The organism is Collinsella aerofaciens, assembly GCF_040915545.1.
Lineage (GTDB): Bacteria > Actinomycetota > Coriobacteriia > Coriobacteriales > Coriobacteriaceae > Collinsella > Collinsella aerofaciens_BE.
In genome coordinates, this window is record NZ_JBCPDH010000019.1 from 1 (window position 1) to 15671 (window position 15671).

Genomic DNA, 15671 nt, shown 5'->3' on the forward strand with positions numbered 1-15671 from the left:
AAGCCGTTCCAGGGATTAGTTCTCCTTCCGGTAAGGGCCCAGGTAGACTACCTGGTCGATAGACGGCAGGTGCAAGGCTGGCGACAGCCTCAGCCGAGCCGCACTAATCGCCCGAGCTCTTCCGGAACCGCACCTCGCGGCCCGCGGGACCCAGCGCTCACGCGCGGTCCGGGCACGAGGATGCCCCCGAGTCAGTTCCCTTTCCTATACGCCATGCGGCCCCCAGGGCACGTGTATGCGATACCGGACACCGTAACGGTGGGCGCCGCCCACCGGTCAGCGGCCAGAGCATGGGGGGCACGCCCGGTCCCGTTCCGAACCCGGAAGCTAAGCCCCATCGCGCCGAGAGTACTGCGGGGTCAGCCCGTGGGAGGCCAGGGCGCCGCTGACCGGTGGACGGCACCGAGCCGTCATCCGAAACTGGAGAAGGGGGAGGCCTCGCGGCCTCCCCCTTTTTACGTTATATACACGTTGTACTTTGAGACCTAGTTCCCCCGTATGCGCTCTTACTGTTTGGCTGTATTTTGAGTCCTTCTAGTGTATTTGAGCGATAATTACTCGCATTGGCGTTAGGGAGGGCTTGATGTTTACCGTATTTGTCTTGGGCAATATTGCTTCGGGTAAGTCGACTGCCTGCCGCTATTTCGAATCTCGTGGCGCTATGCTAATCGATCTGGATGAGCTTGCAAAATCGCTGTATGTTCCGGGCTCTGATATCGTCAATGCTCTCGCGGATGAATTCGGTTGGGACATTTTGGATGAGGATGGCGGCATTCGCCGCAACATCCTCGCTTCTCGAGCTTTTGCTTCTCCTGATTCGGTCGCACGGCTCAATGGCATTGTGCATCCCGTTCTGATTGAACAGCTTTCGCTTAGGATTCTCGATCCGGTTTGTTGTACGGTTTCATCTCCTCGTTATCGCTTTGCAGTGGTCGAGGTTTCTGCTCCGACTGGTTTTGAGGATGCATTTGGCTTGGCTGATGAAATTTTGGTCATCAGCGCCCCTTTGTCAGTTCGTCGCGAGCGCGCTATTCAACGTGGCATGGAGCCATCTGATTTCGATGCCCGTTCTGCTTGCCAGCCCGAAGAGTCTGCGCTGTGCAATCTCGCTACAACTGTGATTGACAATGCGGCAGACGATAACTCGCTCTTTGAACAACTGGACGCATGGCTTTCGCGCCATGGGTTCGGGGATGTAGTGGATAAGGAGGAGGCCGATGCCTAAGACACGTTTCCTTACGTGGTATCGCCTTATACCGCTGGCTGCCGTTTTTGCCTTCGGCCTCATCTCATTCGTTTACTCGTATGCTCCTGCCGCTTTCTTTAAGCCGCTGTATCCGATTGACTACGAGGCGTATGTAAAGCAATCCAGTATTTCGCATAATCTGGATCCGTATCTGGTGTGCGCTGTCATTAAGTCTGAATCGAATTGGGATCCCGAGGCCGAGTCGAATCAGGGTGCTCAGGGATTGATGCAGCTGATGCCCGAGACTGCCCAGGATATGATCGCCAAGGGCCTTGTCGACGGTGGCGAGTATTCGGCCGACAACCTTAACGATCCGGCTACGAATATCGAGTTTGGCTGTGCGTATCTCTCGTATCTTCTAGCGTATTTTAACGGGTCGACTGACAGTGCCATTGCCGCCTATAACGCCGGCATGGGCAATGTCGACGGATGGGCGCAGCAGAGTACGTCGCTTCATAATGCAATCACCTTTCCCGAGACGCAGGCGTATCTGATTCGTGTCAATAATGCCTGGGTTCGCTACAAGACCCTCTATCCCGATCGGTTCGTATAGGACTATGCCTGCCGCCTGCGTATACTGCAGATATATGAGTTAGGAGTATCCATGGCGGAATTTGAAGTAGAACGCGTTGGTGGTGAACTTAAGCGCTTTGGCGTTGAAGGCTCTGACGTGCCGTTTAAGGTCGTGTCTCCCTATGAGCCTGCCGGTTCCCAGCCTAAGGCCATTGAGTCGCTTGTTCAGGGCGTGAGGGACGGAGACCGCTATCAGGTTTTGTTGGGCGTGACTGGTTCGGGCAAGACCTTCACGATGGCAAAGACTATTGAGGCCCTGGGAAAGCCGACGCTGGTCATGGCTCCGAATAAAACGCTCGCCGCTCAGCTTGCGAGCGAGCTCAAAGAGTTCTTTCCCAACAACGCTGTGGTCTACTTCGTCTCGTACTACGACTACTATCAGCCCGAGGCGTATGTGCCGCAAAGCGATACATATATCGAGAAAGACTCCTCGATTAACGAAGAGGTTGAGATGCTGCGACATCAGGCGACCGCATCGCTGCTCTCTCGACGCGATGTGATCGTTGTCGCATCGGTCTCGTGTATCTATGGCATTGGCTCTCCTGAGGACTATGCGGGTCTGGCTCCAAACGTCGACAAGAAGGTGCCGCTCGAGCGCGATGACTTTATCCATGCACTTATCGACATTCAATATGATCGCAATGACTATGACCTTGCACGCGGCACGTTCCGCGTGCGCGGCGATGTTGTCGACGTGTATCCGCCTTATGCCGAGCATCCGTTGCGGTTTGAGTTCTTTGGCGACGAGGTCGAGCTGATTGCCGAGATCGATGAGGTCACCGGTGAAATGCTGCGTGAGTACGAGGCCATCCCCGTATGGCCGGCATCGCACTACGTGACCGAGAAGCCGAAGGTCAAGGCGGCTCTGAAATCGATCAGCGAAGAGTGCGAGAAGCGCGTGGCGGAGCTCAAGGCGACCGACAAGTTGCTCGAGGCGCAGCGTCTGCAGCAGCGCACCGATTATGATCTTGAGATGCTCGAGACGATGGGCTTTTGCAACGGCATCGAGAACTACTCGCGTCATCTGGACGGTCGCAAGCCGGGTGAGCCGCCGTTTACCCTAATCGATTACTTTCCCAAGGATATGCTCTGCATCATCGATGAGAGCCATGTGACGGTGCCGCAGATTCGCGGCATGCACGAAGGTGACCGCTCGCGTAAGGTGACGCTGGTGGAACACGGTTTTCGCCTGCCCTCGGCGCTCGATAACCGCCCGCTTCGTTTCGATGAGTTTGAGGCAAGGATACCCCAGTTTATCTATGTTTCGGCCACGCCGGGCGATTACGAGCTGCGGGTGAGCCAAAACGACGTGGAGCAGATTATTCGTCCGACCGGTCTGCTCGATCCCAAGATCGATGTGCGTCCGGTTCGCGGTCAGATTGACGATCTTGAGGACGAGATTCGCGAGCGCGTTGCCCGCAAGGAGCGCGTGCTGGTGACCACGTTGACCAAGCGCATGGCCGAGGACCTGACCGACCATCTGCTTGATGCGGGCATTAAGGTCAATTACATGCATTCTGATACGGCGACAATGGACCGTGTCGAGATCCTGCGAACGCTGCGCGAGGGCAAGATCGATGTTCTCGTTGGCATCAACCTGCTTCGCGAGGGCTTGGATCTTCCCGAGGTCTCACTGGTGGCAATTCTCGATGCCGATAAGGAAGGCTTCTTGCGCAACCGCCGTTCGCTGATTCAGACGATTGGCCGTGCGGCCCGTAACGCCGATGGCGAAGTCATCATGTATGCAGACGTTGTGACCGATTCGATGAAAGAGGCCATCGAGGAGACGCAGCGCCGTCGCGAGATTCAGATGGCATATAACGAAGAGCATGGCATTGTGCCCAAGACAGTGCGCAAGGCCATCAACGACATCTCAAGTTTTATTGCCGAGGCCGAAAAAACCGTGGGTTCCAAGGGGCGCTCGAAGGGCGACTCCCTTGGCCATGGCGCATTCTATACGCCCGATGAGTCGGGCGAGGGCGGCGTGCCGGAAACGGTGGCACCCGAGCAGACACTTGCGGAGCAGTTGGAAGAACTGCCGCATGACGAGCTTGTGCGGATCGTCGAAACCATGGAAGAGGATATGCGCAACGCTTCTGCCGCCATGGACTTTGAGGAGGCGGCGCGCCTGCGCGATGCCGTCGTTCAGATTCGGGCGATGCTCGAGGGCGCGTCTGAGGACGAGACGATCGAGCGCTTACGTTCGCAGGCCCGCAAGGGTTCCACGTTCGCATCGGGCAGAAAACGCCAGGGTGCACGGTTTAAGAAATAGCGAACAGGCCCCGAGTTCCCTGTGGAGCTCGGGGCCTGTGTCTTTTGCGCGCTGGAATTCGTGCGCTAGAGGTCTGCGATCAGGGCTTCGGCACAACGGATGCCGTCGGTGGCCGCGCTCATGATGCCGCCAGCATATCCAGCTCCCTCACCACAAGGGTAGAGGCCCGGGGTCGACACGGCATGGCACGTTCGGTCTCGGGTGACAGTGACAGGTGAGCTCGAACGAGTCTCCACGCCGGTAAGAACGGCATCGGGACGGTCGTAGCCTCGTAGCTTTTTTCCGAGTAGGGGAAGTCCCAGGCGGAGCGACTCGACGATATGCTGCGGCAGGGCTTCGTCAATTGCCGTCCAGGTCACACCGAGCGGATAGGTGGGCTTTACCTTTCCGGGCGCCTTGCTGGCGCGTCCTGCGAGGAAATCTCCGACGAGTTGTGCCGGTGCGTTCCAGTTGGAACCGCCCAGGCGATAGGCGGCCGCCTCGCAGGCACGCTGGAGCTCGATGCCGGCGAGCGGGTCATCGTTGGGAAGGTCCTCAGGCGTGACGTTAACGAGCAAGGCGGCATTTGCGTTGCGTCCGTCGCGGGCATTGAGGCTAGCGCCGTTGACGCACAGGTGGCCCTGCTCGGAAGAGGCGGCGACAACCTGTCCGCCGGGGCACATGCAAAACGAGAACACGCTGCGGCCGTTGGGAAGATGGGCGACGAGCTTGTAGGGGGCTGCTCCGAGGGCAGGATGTCCCGCCAAGGCTCCATATTGGGCTCGGTCGATGTCGCGCTGCGGATGCTCGATGCGAACGCCCATGGCAAAGGTCTTTTGTGCGAGGGCCACGTTGTGGTCCTTAAGGAGCTCAAAAATATCGCGAGCAGAATGCCCGCAGGCGAGGATGAGGTGCTTTGTCTCGATTGGCTCGCAAGCGGCGTCTTGGGACGATTGGACATCAATACCGGTAATGGCGCCAGACGCGTCGATGTGAATGTCGACGAGCTTTGTTCGATAACGGACGACACCTCCGAGCTGCTCGATGCGCTGGGATATAGCGGTGACAACCGTGGGAAGGATGTCGGAGCCAATGTGCGGCTTGGCATCCCACAGAATATCGCGGGGCGCGCCCGCCTCGACGAAGGTTTCGAGGATAAGGCGATGGGCGGGATTTTTGGTTCCCGTATTGAGCTTGCCGTCCGAGAAGGTCCCCGCGCCGCCTAGGCCAAACTGGATATTGCTCTCGGGGTCGAGAATGCGCTCCTTTAGAAAGAGATCGATCGCATGCGAGCGGCGAAATGCTGGGTCGCCGCGCTCGATAAGCAAGGGCTTAAGACCTGCTTTGGCGAGCGTGAGCGCAGCGAAAAGGCCGGCGCATCCGGCGCCGACAACGACAGGGCGTTCTTGAGGTGCGTCGGAGACGGGGGAGGGGAATGAAGGCTCATCGTCTTCTATCGCGCGTACGCGCGAGCGGTCACGCTCGGCAACGCTGTCGACCGCTTCTCGCTCGAGGTGGGGACTAGTCAGCTCAACACGAAAGCTCAGGATAAAATGGACGTCTCGTTTTTTGCGAGCGTCGATTGACTTGCGGTGGAGTTCGATGGACTTGATCTCGGAGTCCTTGCAACGTAGGATGCGCTTGGCGACTCGCTTGCCAACAATGAGGCAGGCATTTTCATCGCCGGCTTCATCGAGCGACGCGTTGACTTGGGTGATTTCGATCATCGAGGTCTCCTTAGAGGCAAGAAAGAGGCCGTCCGGTATTCCAGACGGCCCGAATGCGTTTTTGATTATAGACTGCGCGGCTACAAGCTGCTTGCAGCGCGAATGCCCGAGAGCCAGGCCCACGCAAGGTTAAAGCCTCCGCAATCGGCGTCGATGTCGAGTGCTTCGCCGCAGACGTAAAGCGGGGCGTCGACAACGCAGCGCGCGCGTAGACTGGGTGTTGAGATGCTCTCGACAGATACGCCACCACGCGTGACTTGCGCCGAGCGCTCCTCGGCTGTTCCCTCGACGAGCAACTTAAAGTGCTTGAGAATCGAGACCAGGTGGATGACATCGTTGGAGCCTGGATGGCACTGCTCGAACGCCGTACAGACGACGCGGGAGAGTTGCGGGGCGAGCATGCCGTCGAGCCAACGGGGATCGCGGGGCGAAAAGCCGCCGAGCAGCTTAACGCGCCGGTTGAGCATATCGAGCAACTCGTCTTTAGAGAGGTCGGGGAAAACGTCGAGCAGGATCGTATCGCCGCGCTGGATACGACGGGAGAGGTTGAAGACAGCGACGCCCGAGATGCCGAAGGTTCGAAACAGTACTTCACCGTCTTCGTGCCAGAGCTCACTATGGTTACGGGTGAGCGTCAAGCGGGCGCGGACGCGCAGACCATCCAACGTCTTGAGTGCTGCCCGATCGCCGACGACCGTTGCCGATACGGGGCAGAGGATGGGGCGCAGCGAAGTGAGGGGGAGGCGAAACGTATCGGCGATACCGGTGGGGTTGCCGCCCGTGGCGATAATTACGGCATGCGCCTGCAGGGCCTCGTTCTTGCGAGGGACATCGGCGAGTGCCTTCCGAAGCGAGCGGAGCTCCGATTTTCGGTCGTCGTGCTTTTTTGCCTTGAGCGCCCGCGCAGGACGGTCTATTTGGAGTGCCCAGCCTTCGGAAACTTTGTGCGCCGAGGCAACGTTGGCTCCGCAGATTAAGGTGATACCTAGGCGGTCGCAAACGTTGAGAAGCGCGTCGCGCACCGATTCTGCGCGAAGGGAGCGCGGGTACAGCCGGCCTTCCTCGGAGGTTGTCATGATGCCCAGCGAGGAGAAGAAACCCATAAGCTCTTGTTCGGGTTGGGGGCCCATGACGGATTCGACGAATGCGGGGTGGTTATACCGCTGAGGATCAATCGATTCGTTGGAGAGGTTGCAGCGGCCGTTACCGGTCGCAAGGAGCTTAAGGCCACAGGCGACATCGCGCTCAACGATGCAGACGCTTTTGCCAGCGCGTGCGGCCGTAATGGCAGCGGCGAGGCCTGAAGCCCCGCCGCCGATTACCAGGACGTCATAGAAGGCGCTCGCGTTCACTTAGGCCTCGTCGGTCTCGTGCGGGGTAATGGCCTCGACGGCAGAGACTGCCTTGGGCAACATGTCATCGGGCAGCGCGGTCTCGACCTCGCCCTTATCGCAGGCCTCGGCGAGTGCCGGATTAATGGGAAGCTGGCCCAAGATGTCAAGGTTATAGCGATCTGCGACCTCGGGGAGCTTGCTCTTGCCAAAGACCTCAATCTTCTTGCCGCAGTCGGGGCACTCAATATAGCTCATGTTCTCGACAATGCCCAGAATGGGGACGTTCATCTTCTCGGCCATGTTGACCGCCTTGGCGACGATCATCGAGACCAGATCCTGCGGGCTCGTGACGATGACGATGCCGTCGACGGGCAGTGACTGGAAGACGGTGAGAGCGACGTCGCCTGTTCCCGGAGGCATGTCGACCAACAGGTAGTCGATGGGGCCCCACGAGGTCTCGCTCCAGAACTGCCTAATGGCGCCTGCGATGACCGGACCGCGCCAAAGGACGGGGTCGGTCTCGTTTTGGAGCAGCAGGTTGGAGCTCATGACCTTGACGCCGTGCTCGGAGATTTCGGGCAGCATAAGGTTGCCAAGGGCATGGACGTGGCGTCCACTCATACCGAACATCTTGGGGATAGAGGGACCGGTAATGTCGGCATCGAGGACGCCGACCTTGTGGCCGTGACGGGCAAGCTCGGTGGCGATGGCACCGGTGACAAACGACTTGCCGACACCGCCCTTGCCGGAAAGCACGGCGATGACGCGTTTGACCTCGGACAGCGTGTTCTCCTCAAATTGCGACGGCGACGTTTGTCCGCCGGCGGCCTGTGCGTGCTCGCAACCCATGTATGACTCCTTTGTATATGTTGGGGCCGGGGCCCCGTGGTGTGACACGAGCGTCATTGTACCCTCGTTTGCGAGCGGGAGTCATTTGCGATGCATTTGGGCCGAGCGTGCTTGCAATACGATGGGTCCAAGCGAATGGGCGGGCTTACTGAACTTTGCTGGCGAACTCGAGGTATTGCATGCGCTGCAGCTTGTCGATCGTCGAGGCGTATGGGCTGTCTTCAGATTCCAAGTCGTAGCGCAGCCCGTCGGCACCAAGGTAGCCGGCGACATTGATGGTGGGCACATCTGACCTTGTTGCAAGCAGAGCCTTTTGATAGTCGGTGAGCGGGGCGCCGATCTTATTAAGGGTAATGGCTGCAATCTCGTTTGCCCCGACGGTGTCGTAGACGTTGAGCTCGGTATTGCCGGCGATTTCATAGTTAGCCCAGACGAAATATGTCGACTGATAGATACGGAAAGCGTGGCTTGCCGTATCTTCCTGAGGGTACAGCTCGTCGTTGAGAGTCGTTGCGGCGCTCGGCTGATGGTCGCCAAAAAAGACAAGGACAACCGGTCTGCCGATATTGCGGAGCTCGTTGATAAAGTACTCGAGGTCCCGGTCGGATGCGTTGATGCAGGTAAGATAGGTGTTGAGCGCGCTATTGGCACCCTCGCTGGCTCCCTCGACCCAATAGTTTGTCAGCTCCTCGGCGGGAACGGTGCCATAGTCGTAGCCGCCGTGATTTTGCATCGTGACGTCAAAGATGAACTGTGGGGCTTCGTCGGTTCTAAGCAGGTCGAGTATCTTGTCGTAGGTGGCGTAGTCGCATACGCCGGCATGGTAACAGGGCGCACCTTCGAAATTGCCGATTGAAAGAAAGTCTCCAAAGCCCAGCTGCTGATAGATTTTATCTCGATGGTAGTTGACGGGGTTTTGCGGGTGCATAGCCGTAACGGTATACCCAAGCTCTTTAAGGTCCTTTGCCAGGCTGTTGACGCCATTCATCTGATACAGCTGATAGGGGATTTTGCCCAATCCGACAAAGGCCGTTGTCGCTCCGGTTAAAAATTCGAATTCGGAGTTCGCCGTTCCGCCACCGGCGACCGAAGCGAGCATGGTGCCGCGAACAAGTGTGTCGGGAAGCGAGTTGTAGAATGCGGGGCCGGTGTACCCGGCCGCCTGGAGCTGCTCAAAGCACGAAAGGTCGCTAAAACTCTCGTTCATGACGGCAACAATCGTCGGCTTGATTTCATTGAACTGGGCAACGGCCGCCGCGCGCTGCTCGCTCGAGCCATACGTGCTGTCGTAGGTGGCGGCGAGCTCCTGCTCGATGCTCTGCGCCTCATCGGGCGTATAGTCTTCGGGTTTCTCAATGGGCAACTCGTTGACCATTTCGGTGAACGAAGTGATAAAACCCTGAGACGCATACGTGGTGATGGGCTGCCAACGGTCAAATCCAAAATTCAGCGCCTGCTCCAAGTCGATGCTGGAAAAGCCCGAGAGCCCCACAACGGTCACTAGCAGAAAAGCGCAGAGGTTGGCGGCGATTGCGGGGAAGACATGGGTGGGCGTACGGAGCTTTCTCGGTCGGATAAGCGAAAGAAGCCCCAGGGAAATCTCCAGCAGGGCGAGAGAGGTTACGATTCCGGCGGTAAAGGTAAACTCGTATCCCTCGCTCACCTCCATTGCGGTGCCAAGGGCCAAGATATCGCTTGGCAGGATGGCCTCGCCTTTAAACGTTATGACGAAGTGCTCGGCAATGCCAAGGATGCAACAGGCGACGGGCACGAGGGCCATGACGCCTCCATGACGCTGTCCCAGCAAATAAAGGGAGAGCAGAACCGTCGCGAGCAGCCCGACGGAAAACCCGAATGAGTTGGCGGGAATGCGATAGAACGTTTCGTTACAGGCAATTTCGAGTGAAACGAACGAGAGCGCTGAAACAGCGGCGATGACAAGGATGTCACGGCAAATACAGGCAACCGTTCCCGTCGCAAGATCGGTTTGGTCGATAAGTCCCGAAACCAAGGGTTCGACAAGAAGTATGACGGCGGCAGCACCGAGCGCCGAATAAGAAAGGACCCATAGGGAACTGTCCTCATTTACGAGCAATTGATTCGTAATCCATGCAGCTACCACGCCGAGCGGGATGAGGAGCGTCGCGCACCAAAAGACGCGGGCAATGGGCGGCTTTTCATTGTGTTTGATTGAAAAATACACGCGCACGACGACGGTGGCCACGATAAGGACGGCGATGAATATGGGCAGATTGGCCATGTCGCTCGAAGTGATTTCAAGGGGGATATCTTCGGTCATGGACGTTCCTCTGTTACAGCAAATTAAGTTCAGTATTAGGTTACTGTAACCTTTCCACGGCATTTCGAGAAACGAAGCACCCGATACGCAAAGCTAAAGGTCTGCGAATCTTGTATTACGAACATCTGTGCGCGTCGAGTGCGCTAAACTCATCGGCAGTATGATTCGATGCAATAGGAGGCAAGGAGCTTCCATGTCTGATTCTTCTATCGTTATTCGCGGCGCTCGTGAGCACAACCTCCGTGATATCGATGTTTCCATTCCGCGTGACCAACTCGTGGTCATTACCGGTCTTTCTGGCTCGGGCAAGAGCTCGCTGGCATTTGACACTATCTATGCCGAGGGCCAGCGTCGATACGTCGAGAGCCTTTCGAGCTATGCGCGCCAGTTCTTGGGCCAGATGGACAAACCCGACTTGGATTCAATCGACGGCCTTTCGCCGGCGGTGTCGATCGACCAAAAGACGACGTCTAAAAACCCTCGCTCGACGGTTGGCACCGTAACCGAGATTTATGACTATCTGCGCCTGCTGTTCGCCCGTGTGGGCACCCCGCACTGTCCCGAATGCGGCCGCGTCATTGAGCGCCAGACGACCGACCAGGTTGCCGACAAGGTCTTGGCGGCGGGGGAGGGCCGCCGCGCGTTTGTGCTGGCACCGGTGGTGCGCGGGCGAAAAGGCGAGTTCACCAAACTGTTTGAGGACCTTCGTGCCGAGGGCTTTAGCCGCGTGCGTGTCGACGGTGAAGTGCGCTCGCTCGACGATCCGATCGATCTGGACAAGAAGTTCAAGCACGATATCGAGGTCGTGGTCGATCGCATCGTGATCCGTGAGAACTCTCTGGGCCGTATCGCCGAGTCTGTTGAGCAGGCGACCGCGCTGGCTCACGGCAATGTAAACGTGTACATGCTGCCCAATCGTGATGCTCCCGAGGGGACCGAGGGCGAGCTGCTGGAGTATTCGTTGGCCTTGGCGTGCCCGGAGCATGGTCACTCCATTGACGATCTTCAGCCGCGTGATTTTTCGTTCAACGCTCCCTATGGCGCATGTCCTGAGTGCGACGGCCTGGGCTTTAAGAAAACCGTTGATGCCGAGGCGCTGATCGAGGACCCCTCGAAGTCCATTGCCGACGGAGTCTTTGGTAGCCTGTTTGGCAATTCGAACTACTATCCGCAGATTTTTGCTGCGGTCTGCAAACACATTAAGGTGAGCACCGATACGCCGTGGGAGGACTTGCCCCCTCGCGTGCGTCGTGCATTCTTGGATGGCCTGGGCGATACGAAGATCTCGGTCGACTACCAAAAGCTCGACGGACGTCGCAGCCAGTGGGATACCAAGTTTTCGGGCGTTCGCAACATCCTGTACGAACGCTATACCGAGACGACGAACGAGAACACCAAGGCGCGCTTGGAGAAGTACATTCGCGAGGAACCGTGCTCGAGCTGCCACGGCGCTCGTTTGCGCCCTGAGATGCTCGCCGTCACCGTGGGCGGCAAGTCCATTTACGAGGTTTGTTGCCTGTCGTGCCGTGAGTCGCTCGAGTTTTTTGAGGGCCTGGAGCTCACCGAGCGCCAACAGTTTATCGGCGGGCGCATCGTCAAGGAAATCCTGGAGCGCTTGCGTTTTCTGGTCGATGTTGGACTCGACTATCTGACGCTCGATCGTGCCTCGGCGACGCTTTCCGGTGGCGAGGCGCAGCGTATTCGCCTGGCAACGCAGATCGGCGCGGGTCTCATGGGCGTGCTCTATATTCTGGACGAGCCCTCGATCGGTCTTCATCAGCGTGACAACGAGCGCTTGATTAAGACGCTCGAGCGCCTGCGCGATATCGGCAATACCGTTATCGTCGTCGAACACGACGAGGATACAATCCGTGCCGCCGATTACGTGATCGACATGGGGCCCGGCGCCGGCGTCAACGGCGGACACGTAGTCGCGGCGGGAACGCCTGCCGATATCATGGCGTGTCCTGAGTCGATGACGGGCGCTTATCTGACCGGCAAACGAATGATCCGGGTGCCTGATGAACGGCGCAAGCCCGGTCGCGGCTGCCTTAAAATTACGGGCGCTCGAGCCAACAACCTCAAAAACGTTACTGCCAAGATCGAGTTTGGTACGCTTACGGTTGTTACCGGCGTGTCGGGATCGGGCAAGAGCTCCCTGGTTACCGATACCATTGCGCCTGCCCTTACGAATGCCATTCACCGTTCGACGCGCCCTGTGGGTCCATATAAGAAAATCGAGGGCATCGAGTGTATCGATAAGGTTATCGATATTGACCAGTCGCCGATTGGCCGCACGCCGCGTTCCAACCCTGCTACCTATATCGGCCTGTGGGATGATCTTCGCGCGCTGTTTGCGAGTACGCCGGAGTCGAAGGCGCGCGGCTACTCGCCGGGTCGTTTCTCCTTTAATGTGAGTGGCGGGCGCTGTGAAGCGTGCAAGGGCGACGGACAGATCAAGATCGAGATGCACTTCCTTCCCGATATCTACGTTCCCTGCGAAGTTTGCGGCGGTAAACGCTACAACCGCGAGACACTCGAGGTCACCTACCGTGGCAAGACCATCTCGGACGTACTTGACATGAGCGTGGCCGAGGCACTGGCTTTCTTTGGGAATATCCCGCAGATTAAGCGCAAGCTTCAGACGCTGTACGATGTAGGCTTGGGCTACGTGAGCCTGGGCCAGCCCGCCACGACGCTTTCGGGTGGCGAGGCGCAGCGTGTGAAACTCGCCAAGGAGCTTCATCGACGCCAGACGGGCAAGACGTTCTATATTTTGGACGAGCCGACGACCGGCCTTCATTTTGAGGACGTCCGCCAGCTGCTCGATGTGCTGCAGCGCTTGGTCGATGCGGGCAACACGGTGCTGGTGATTGAACACAACCTTGATGTCATCAAGGTTGCCGATCGTCTGATCGATATGGGTCCCGAGGGCGGTAACGGCGGCGGAACCGTTGTGGTTTCGGGCACACCGGAGCAGGTTGCGGACTGTCCGCAGAGTTATACGGGCAAGTTTTTGGCGCCGTTGCTCAGGCGTGACCGGGAGCGTCAGGCTCAACTTGATGCTCAATAAATAGGCGATTCAGTTTATGGGCGCCATCGACTCCTTGTGATTCGATGGCGCTTGCTGTGTCGAAGTGACGTATGCAGCCGAATTGGACATATACTTAATCTTTACGTCCGAATGCGAGGGAAAGGATATGTCATGGCAAAGGCTGTAAAGACGCCAAAAACCAATGCGATGCGCGAGCTGGAAAGCGCCGGCATTTCCTATGTTCTACATACGTACGAAGACGATGGTGATGAGTCGGTGGGCCTGGGGGTCGCGATTTCGGAGCAGCTTGGCGAGGAGCCCGGTCAAGGATTTAAGACTTTGGTCTGCGTGACACCGTCCAACGACTATGTCGTGTGCTGCATCCCTGTTGCCGACGAGCTCGATCTAAAGTCCGCCGCGCGTGCCGCGGGGGAGAAGTCCTTGGCCATGATGCATGTGAAGGATTTGCTTGCGGCGACTGGCTACGTTCGCGGCGGCTGCAGCCCGGTCGGTATGAAAAAACGCTACCGGACGCTCATTGATGAGACATGCGTCATTTGGGATACCATTTTTATTTCGGGAGGCAAGCGTGGTTATCAGCTCGAGCTTGCACCCGATGATTTAATTGCATTTTGCGGGGCGACGGTTGCCGCGATTACGAGAGAGGACTGAGCGATGCCGCAGGAAGAATTGAAGCGCGGAGCTCATTTTGCAAAAGAATCTGCGCCTCAGACACCCTCATCCGAAGCTTCTTCGTCGCGAGATGACACTGACGACATGGGCTCGTCGGACTACTCCACGGTTGGTCGTTCTGCCGGGCTTATGACCATCCTGACTATCGTGTCTCGCGTCACCGGTTTTATCCGCACGTGGGCAATGGCGGCCGCTATCGGCATGTCGCTGCTCTCGTCCTCCTATCAGGTCGCCAACAACCTGCCCAATATGCTCTACGAACTCGTGATGGGCGGCATGCTCGTGACGGCGTTTTTGCCCGTGTACATGGGCGTGAGGCGTGAGCAGGGTCGCGAGGCCTCGAACGAGTACGTGGGCAACCTGCTCGGCATTCTGCTTTTAGTGCTGGGTGGCATTTCGTTGCTGGGGACCGTGTTCGCCCCGGGCTTTATCTGGACGCAATCGTTCCTTTCGGGTGACGGTGGCAGCATGGATACCGCTGCGTTCATGTTCCGTTTCTTTGCCATCCAGATTCTGTTTTATGGTTTGGGCTCGGTGTTCTCGGGCGTTCTCAACGCACACCGCGACTACTTCTGGTCGACGTTTGCCCCGGTCCTCAACAATGTGATCGTCATTGCGAGCTTTATGGGTTTTGCGCCCGTGTCCGCACAGTTTGGCGAACGTGCCGGCATCATCTTGATTGCGGCCGGTACGACCCTCGGTGTCTTTGTTCAGATGGCATGTCAGATTCCCGCGCTTGGCAAGCACGGCGTGCATCCCCATATCCATATCGACTTTAAGGACCCCGCGCTGCGCCAGACGATTGCGCTCGGTATCCCGACGCTGCTCGCCACGGTGTGCATGTTTGTCTCGACTTCTATCACCAACGCTGCCGCGCTGGTGGTCCAGCCCGAGACGGGTCCTTCCGTCATCGCCTATGCGCGCCTGTGGTACACGCTGCCCTACGCGCTGATTGCCGCCTCGCTTTCGACGGCGCTCTATACCGAGCTCTCTCATGACGCACAGGAGAAGGATTACGACAGCGTTCGCACGGGCATTTCGCGTGGCGTCGCCCAGATGCTGTTCTTCCTGATTCCGTTCGCACTGTACCTGATTGTCTTCGCACGTCCGCTCAATATGATCTACTGTGCTGGCAAGTTCGATGAATCCGGCGTGGCTCTGGTGTCCGAGTACCTTGTCTACCTGGCGCTCTCGCTGCCGCTCTACGGCGTGGTCGTGTTGATGCAGAAGAGCTTCTCTGCCTTGCTCGACATGAAGCCCTATAGCCGCTATTGCCTGTATTCCGCCATCGGCCAGGCCGGCTCGGTTCTGCTGTTTGGCGTTGTGCTGGGCTTCGGTATGCCGGCAATCGCGCTTTCGTATGTCGTCGACTACGTGATCTTGGTCGGCTGTTCGCTGTGGTGGCTGCGTCGTCGCCTGCGTGGCCTTCAGGTCAAATCTATCCTACATGGCGGTTTCTTTGGCCTTTTGCTCGGTGGCCTAGGTGCTGCCGCAGGCGCCGGCGTCATGTGGGCGCTTGAACACTTTGTCGGGGCACTTGGCGGCTCGATTCTGATTACTCTTGGCTACGTTTGCGTTGCGGGTGTCGCCTCGCTTGTTGTTACCTTTGGCCTTGCCGTCGTCCTTAAGATGCCCGAGGTCTCGGCGCTGCTTCGTCGCAAGTAG

At 57.9% G+C, this 15671-nt stretch carries 10 protein-coding genes and 2 rRNA genes; 8 read left to right on the forward strand and 4 right to left on the reverse strand.

Annotated features, from left to right (window positions below; genetic code table 11):
- From AB5202_RS06910 to uvrB, 5 genes are all read left to right on the forward strand, one after another.
- Positions 1–128: ribosomal RNA gene (locus tag AB5202_RS06910) — 23S ribosomal RNA — on the forward strand; the annotation flags it as partial.
- A 147-nt stretch (positions 129–275) separates the two neighbouring features.
- A 5S ribosomal RNA gene (gene rrf, locus AB5202_RS06915) occupies positions 276–391 on the forward strand.
- Between the two features lie 192 nt (positions 392–583).
- A complete protein-coding gene (coaE, locus tag AB5202_RS06920) occupies positions 584–1225 on the forward strand; it encodes a dephospho-CoA kinase (RefSeq protein ID WP_161145582.1) in 642 nt (213 codons plus the stop codon).
- Positions 1218–1799, forward strand: coding sequence for a lytic transglycosylase domain-containing protein (locus tag AB5202_RS06925; protein ID WP_022093787.1), 582 nt, complete (start codon positions 1218–1220; stop codon positions 1797–1799). The genes coaE and AB5202_RS06925 overlap by 8 nt, the downstream gene beginning before the upstream one ends.
- A gap of 51 nt (positions 1800–1850) precedes the next feature.
- Positions 1851–4091: an excinuclease ABC subunit UvrB gene (uvrB, locus tag AB5202_RS06930; protein ID WP_035138903.1), complete on the forward strand. Its 2241-nt coding sequence runs from the start codon at positions 1851–1853 to the stop codon at positions 4089–4091.
- 65 nt (positions 4092–4156) lie between these two features.
- Here uvrB and AB5202_RS06935 read toward each other — a convergent pair whose 3' ends face one another.
- From AB5202_RS06935 to AB5202_RS06950, 4 genes are all read right to left on the reverse strand, one after another.
- Positions 4157–5797, reverse strand: a complete 1641-nt coding sequence (locus AB5202_RS06935; RefSeq protein ID WP_368144046.1) for an NAD(P)/FAD-dependent oxidoreductase — start codon at positions 5795–5797, stop codon at positions 4157–4159.
- A gap of 80 nt (positions 5798–5877) precedes the next feature.
- Complete coding sequence (locus AB5202_RS06940) at positions 5878–7149, reverse strand: NAD(P)/FAD-dependent oxidoreductase (RefSeq protein ID WP_368144044.1); 1272 nt, start codon at positions 7147–7149, stop codon at positions 5878–5880.
- Positions 7150–7980, reverse strand: a complete 831-nt coding sequence (locus tag AB5202_RS06945) for an Mrp/NBP35 family ATP-binding protein (protein WP_117743842.1) — start codon at positions 7978–7980, stop codon at positions 7150–7152.
- 145 nt (positions 7981–8125) lie between these two features.
- Positions 8126–10279 carry an LTA synthase family protein gene (locus AB5202_RS06950; protein ID WP_368144042.1) on the reverse strand — a complete coding sequence of 718 codons (2154 nt, stop codon included), beginning with the start codon at positions 10277–10279 and terminating at the stop codon, positions 8126–8128.
- Positions 10280–10472: 193 nt separating this feature from the next.
- On the opposite strand from AB5202_RS06950, the gene uvrA reads away from it, so the two are divergent.
- The 3 genes from uvrA to murJ all read left to right on the forward strand — a co-directional run bounded on the left by uvrA (position 10473) and on the right by murJ (position 15671).
- Positions 10473–13352 carry an excinuclease ABC subunit UvrA gene (uvrA, locus tag AB5202_RS06955; protein WP_368144041.1) on the forward strand — a complete coding sequence of 960 codons (2880 nt, stop codon included), beginning with the start codon at positions 10473–10475 and terminating at the stop codon, positions 13350–13352.
- A 132-nt stretch (positions 13353–13484) separates the two neighbouring features.
- Positions 13485–13985: a Cys-tRNA(Pro) deacylase gene (gene ybaK, locus AB5202_RS06960; RefSeq protein ID WP_368144039.1), complete on the forward strand. Its 501-nt coding sequence runs from the start codon at positions 13485–13487 to the stop codon at positions 13983–13985.
- A 105-nt stretch (positions 13986–14090) separates the two neighbouring features.
- Positions 14091–15671: a murein biosynthesis integral membrane protein MurJ gene (murJ, locus tag AB5202_RS06965; RefSeq protein ID WP_117848727.1), complete on the forward strand. Its 1581-nt coding sequence runs from the start codon at positions 14091–14093 to the stop codon at positions 15669–15671.

Excerpts from the sequence above, each read along its gene's own strand:
- coaE (WP_161145582.1), top strand. The coding sequence starts at position 584 with ATGTTTACCGTATTTGTCTTGGGCAATATTGCTTCGGGTAAGTCGACT.
- AB5202_RS06925 (WP_022093787.1), top strand. The coding sequence starts at position 1,218 with ATGCCTAAGACACGTTTCCTTACGTGGTATCGCCTTATACCGCTGGCT.
- uvrB (WP_035138903.1), top strand. The coding sequence starts at position 1,851 with ATGGCGGAATTTGAAGTAGAACGCGTTGGTGGTGAACTTAAGCGCTTT.
- AB5202_RS06935 (WP_368144046.1), bottom strand. The coding sequence starts at position 5,797 with ATGATCGAAATCACCCAAGTCAACGCGTCGCTCGATGAAGCCGGCGAT.
- AB5202_RS06945 (WP_117743842.1), bottom strand. The coding sequence starts at position 7,980 with ATGGGTTGCGAGCACGCACAGGCCGCCGGCGGACAAACGTCGCCGTCG.
- AB5202_RS06950 (WP_368144042.1), bottom strand. The coding sequence starts at position 10,279 with ATGACCGAAGATATCCCCCTTGAAATCACTTCGAGCGACATGGCCAAT.
- uvrA (WP_368144041.1), top strand. The coding sequence starts at position 10,473 with ATGTCTGATTCTTCTATCGTTATTCGCGGCGCTCGTGAGCACAACCTC.
- ybaK (WP_368144039.1), top strand. The coding sequence starts at position 13,485 with ATGGCAAAGGCTGTAAAGACGCCAAAAACCAATGCGATGCGCGAGCTG.
- murJ (WP_117848727.1), top strand. The coding sequence starts at position 14,091 with ATGGGCTCGTCGGACTACTCCACGGTTGGTCGTTCTGCCGGGCTTATG.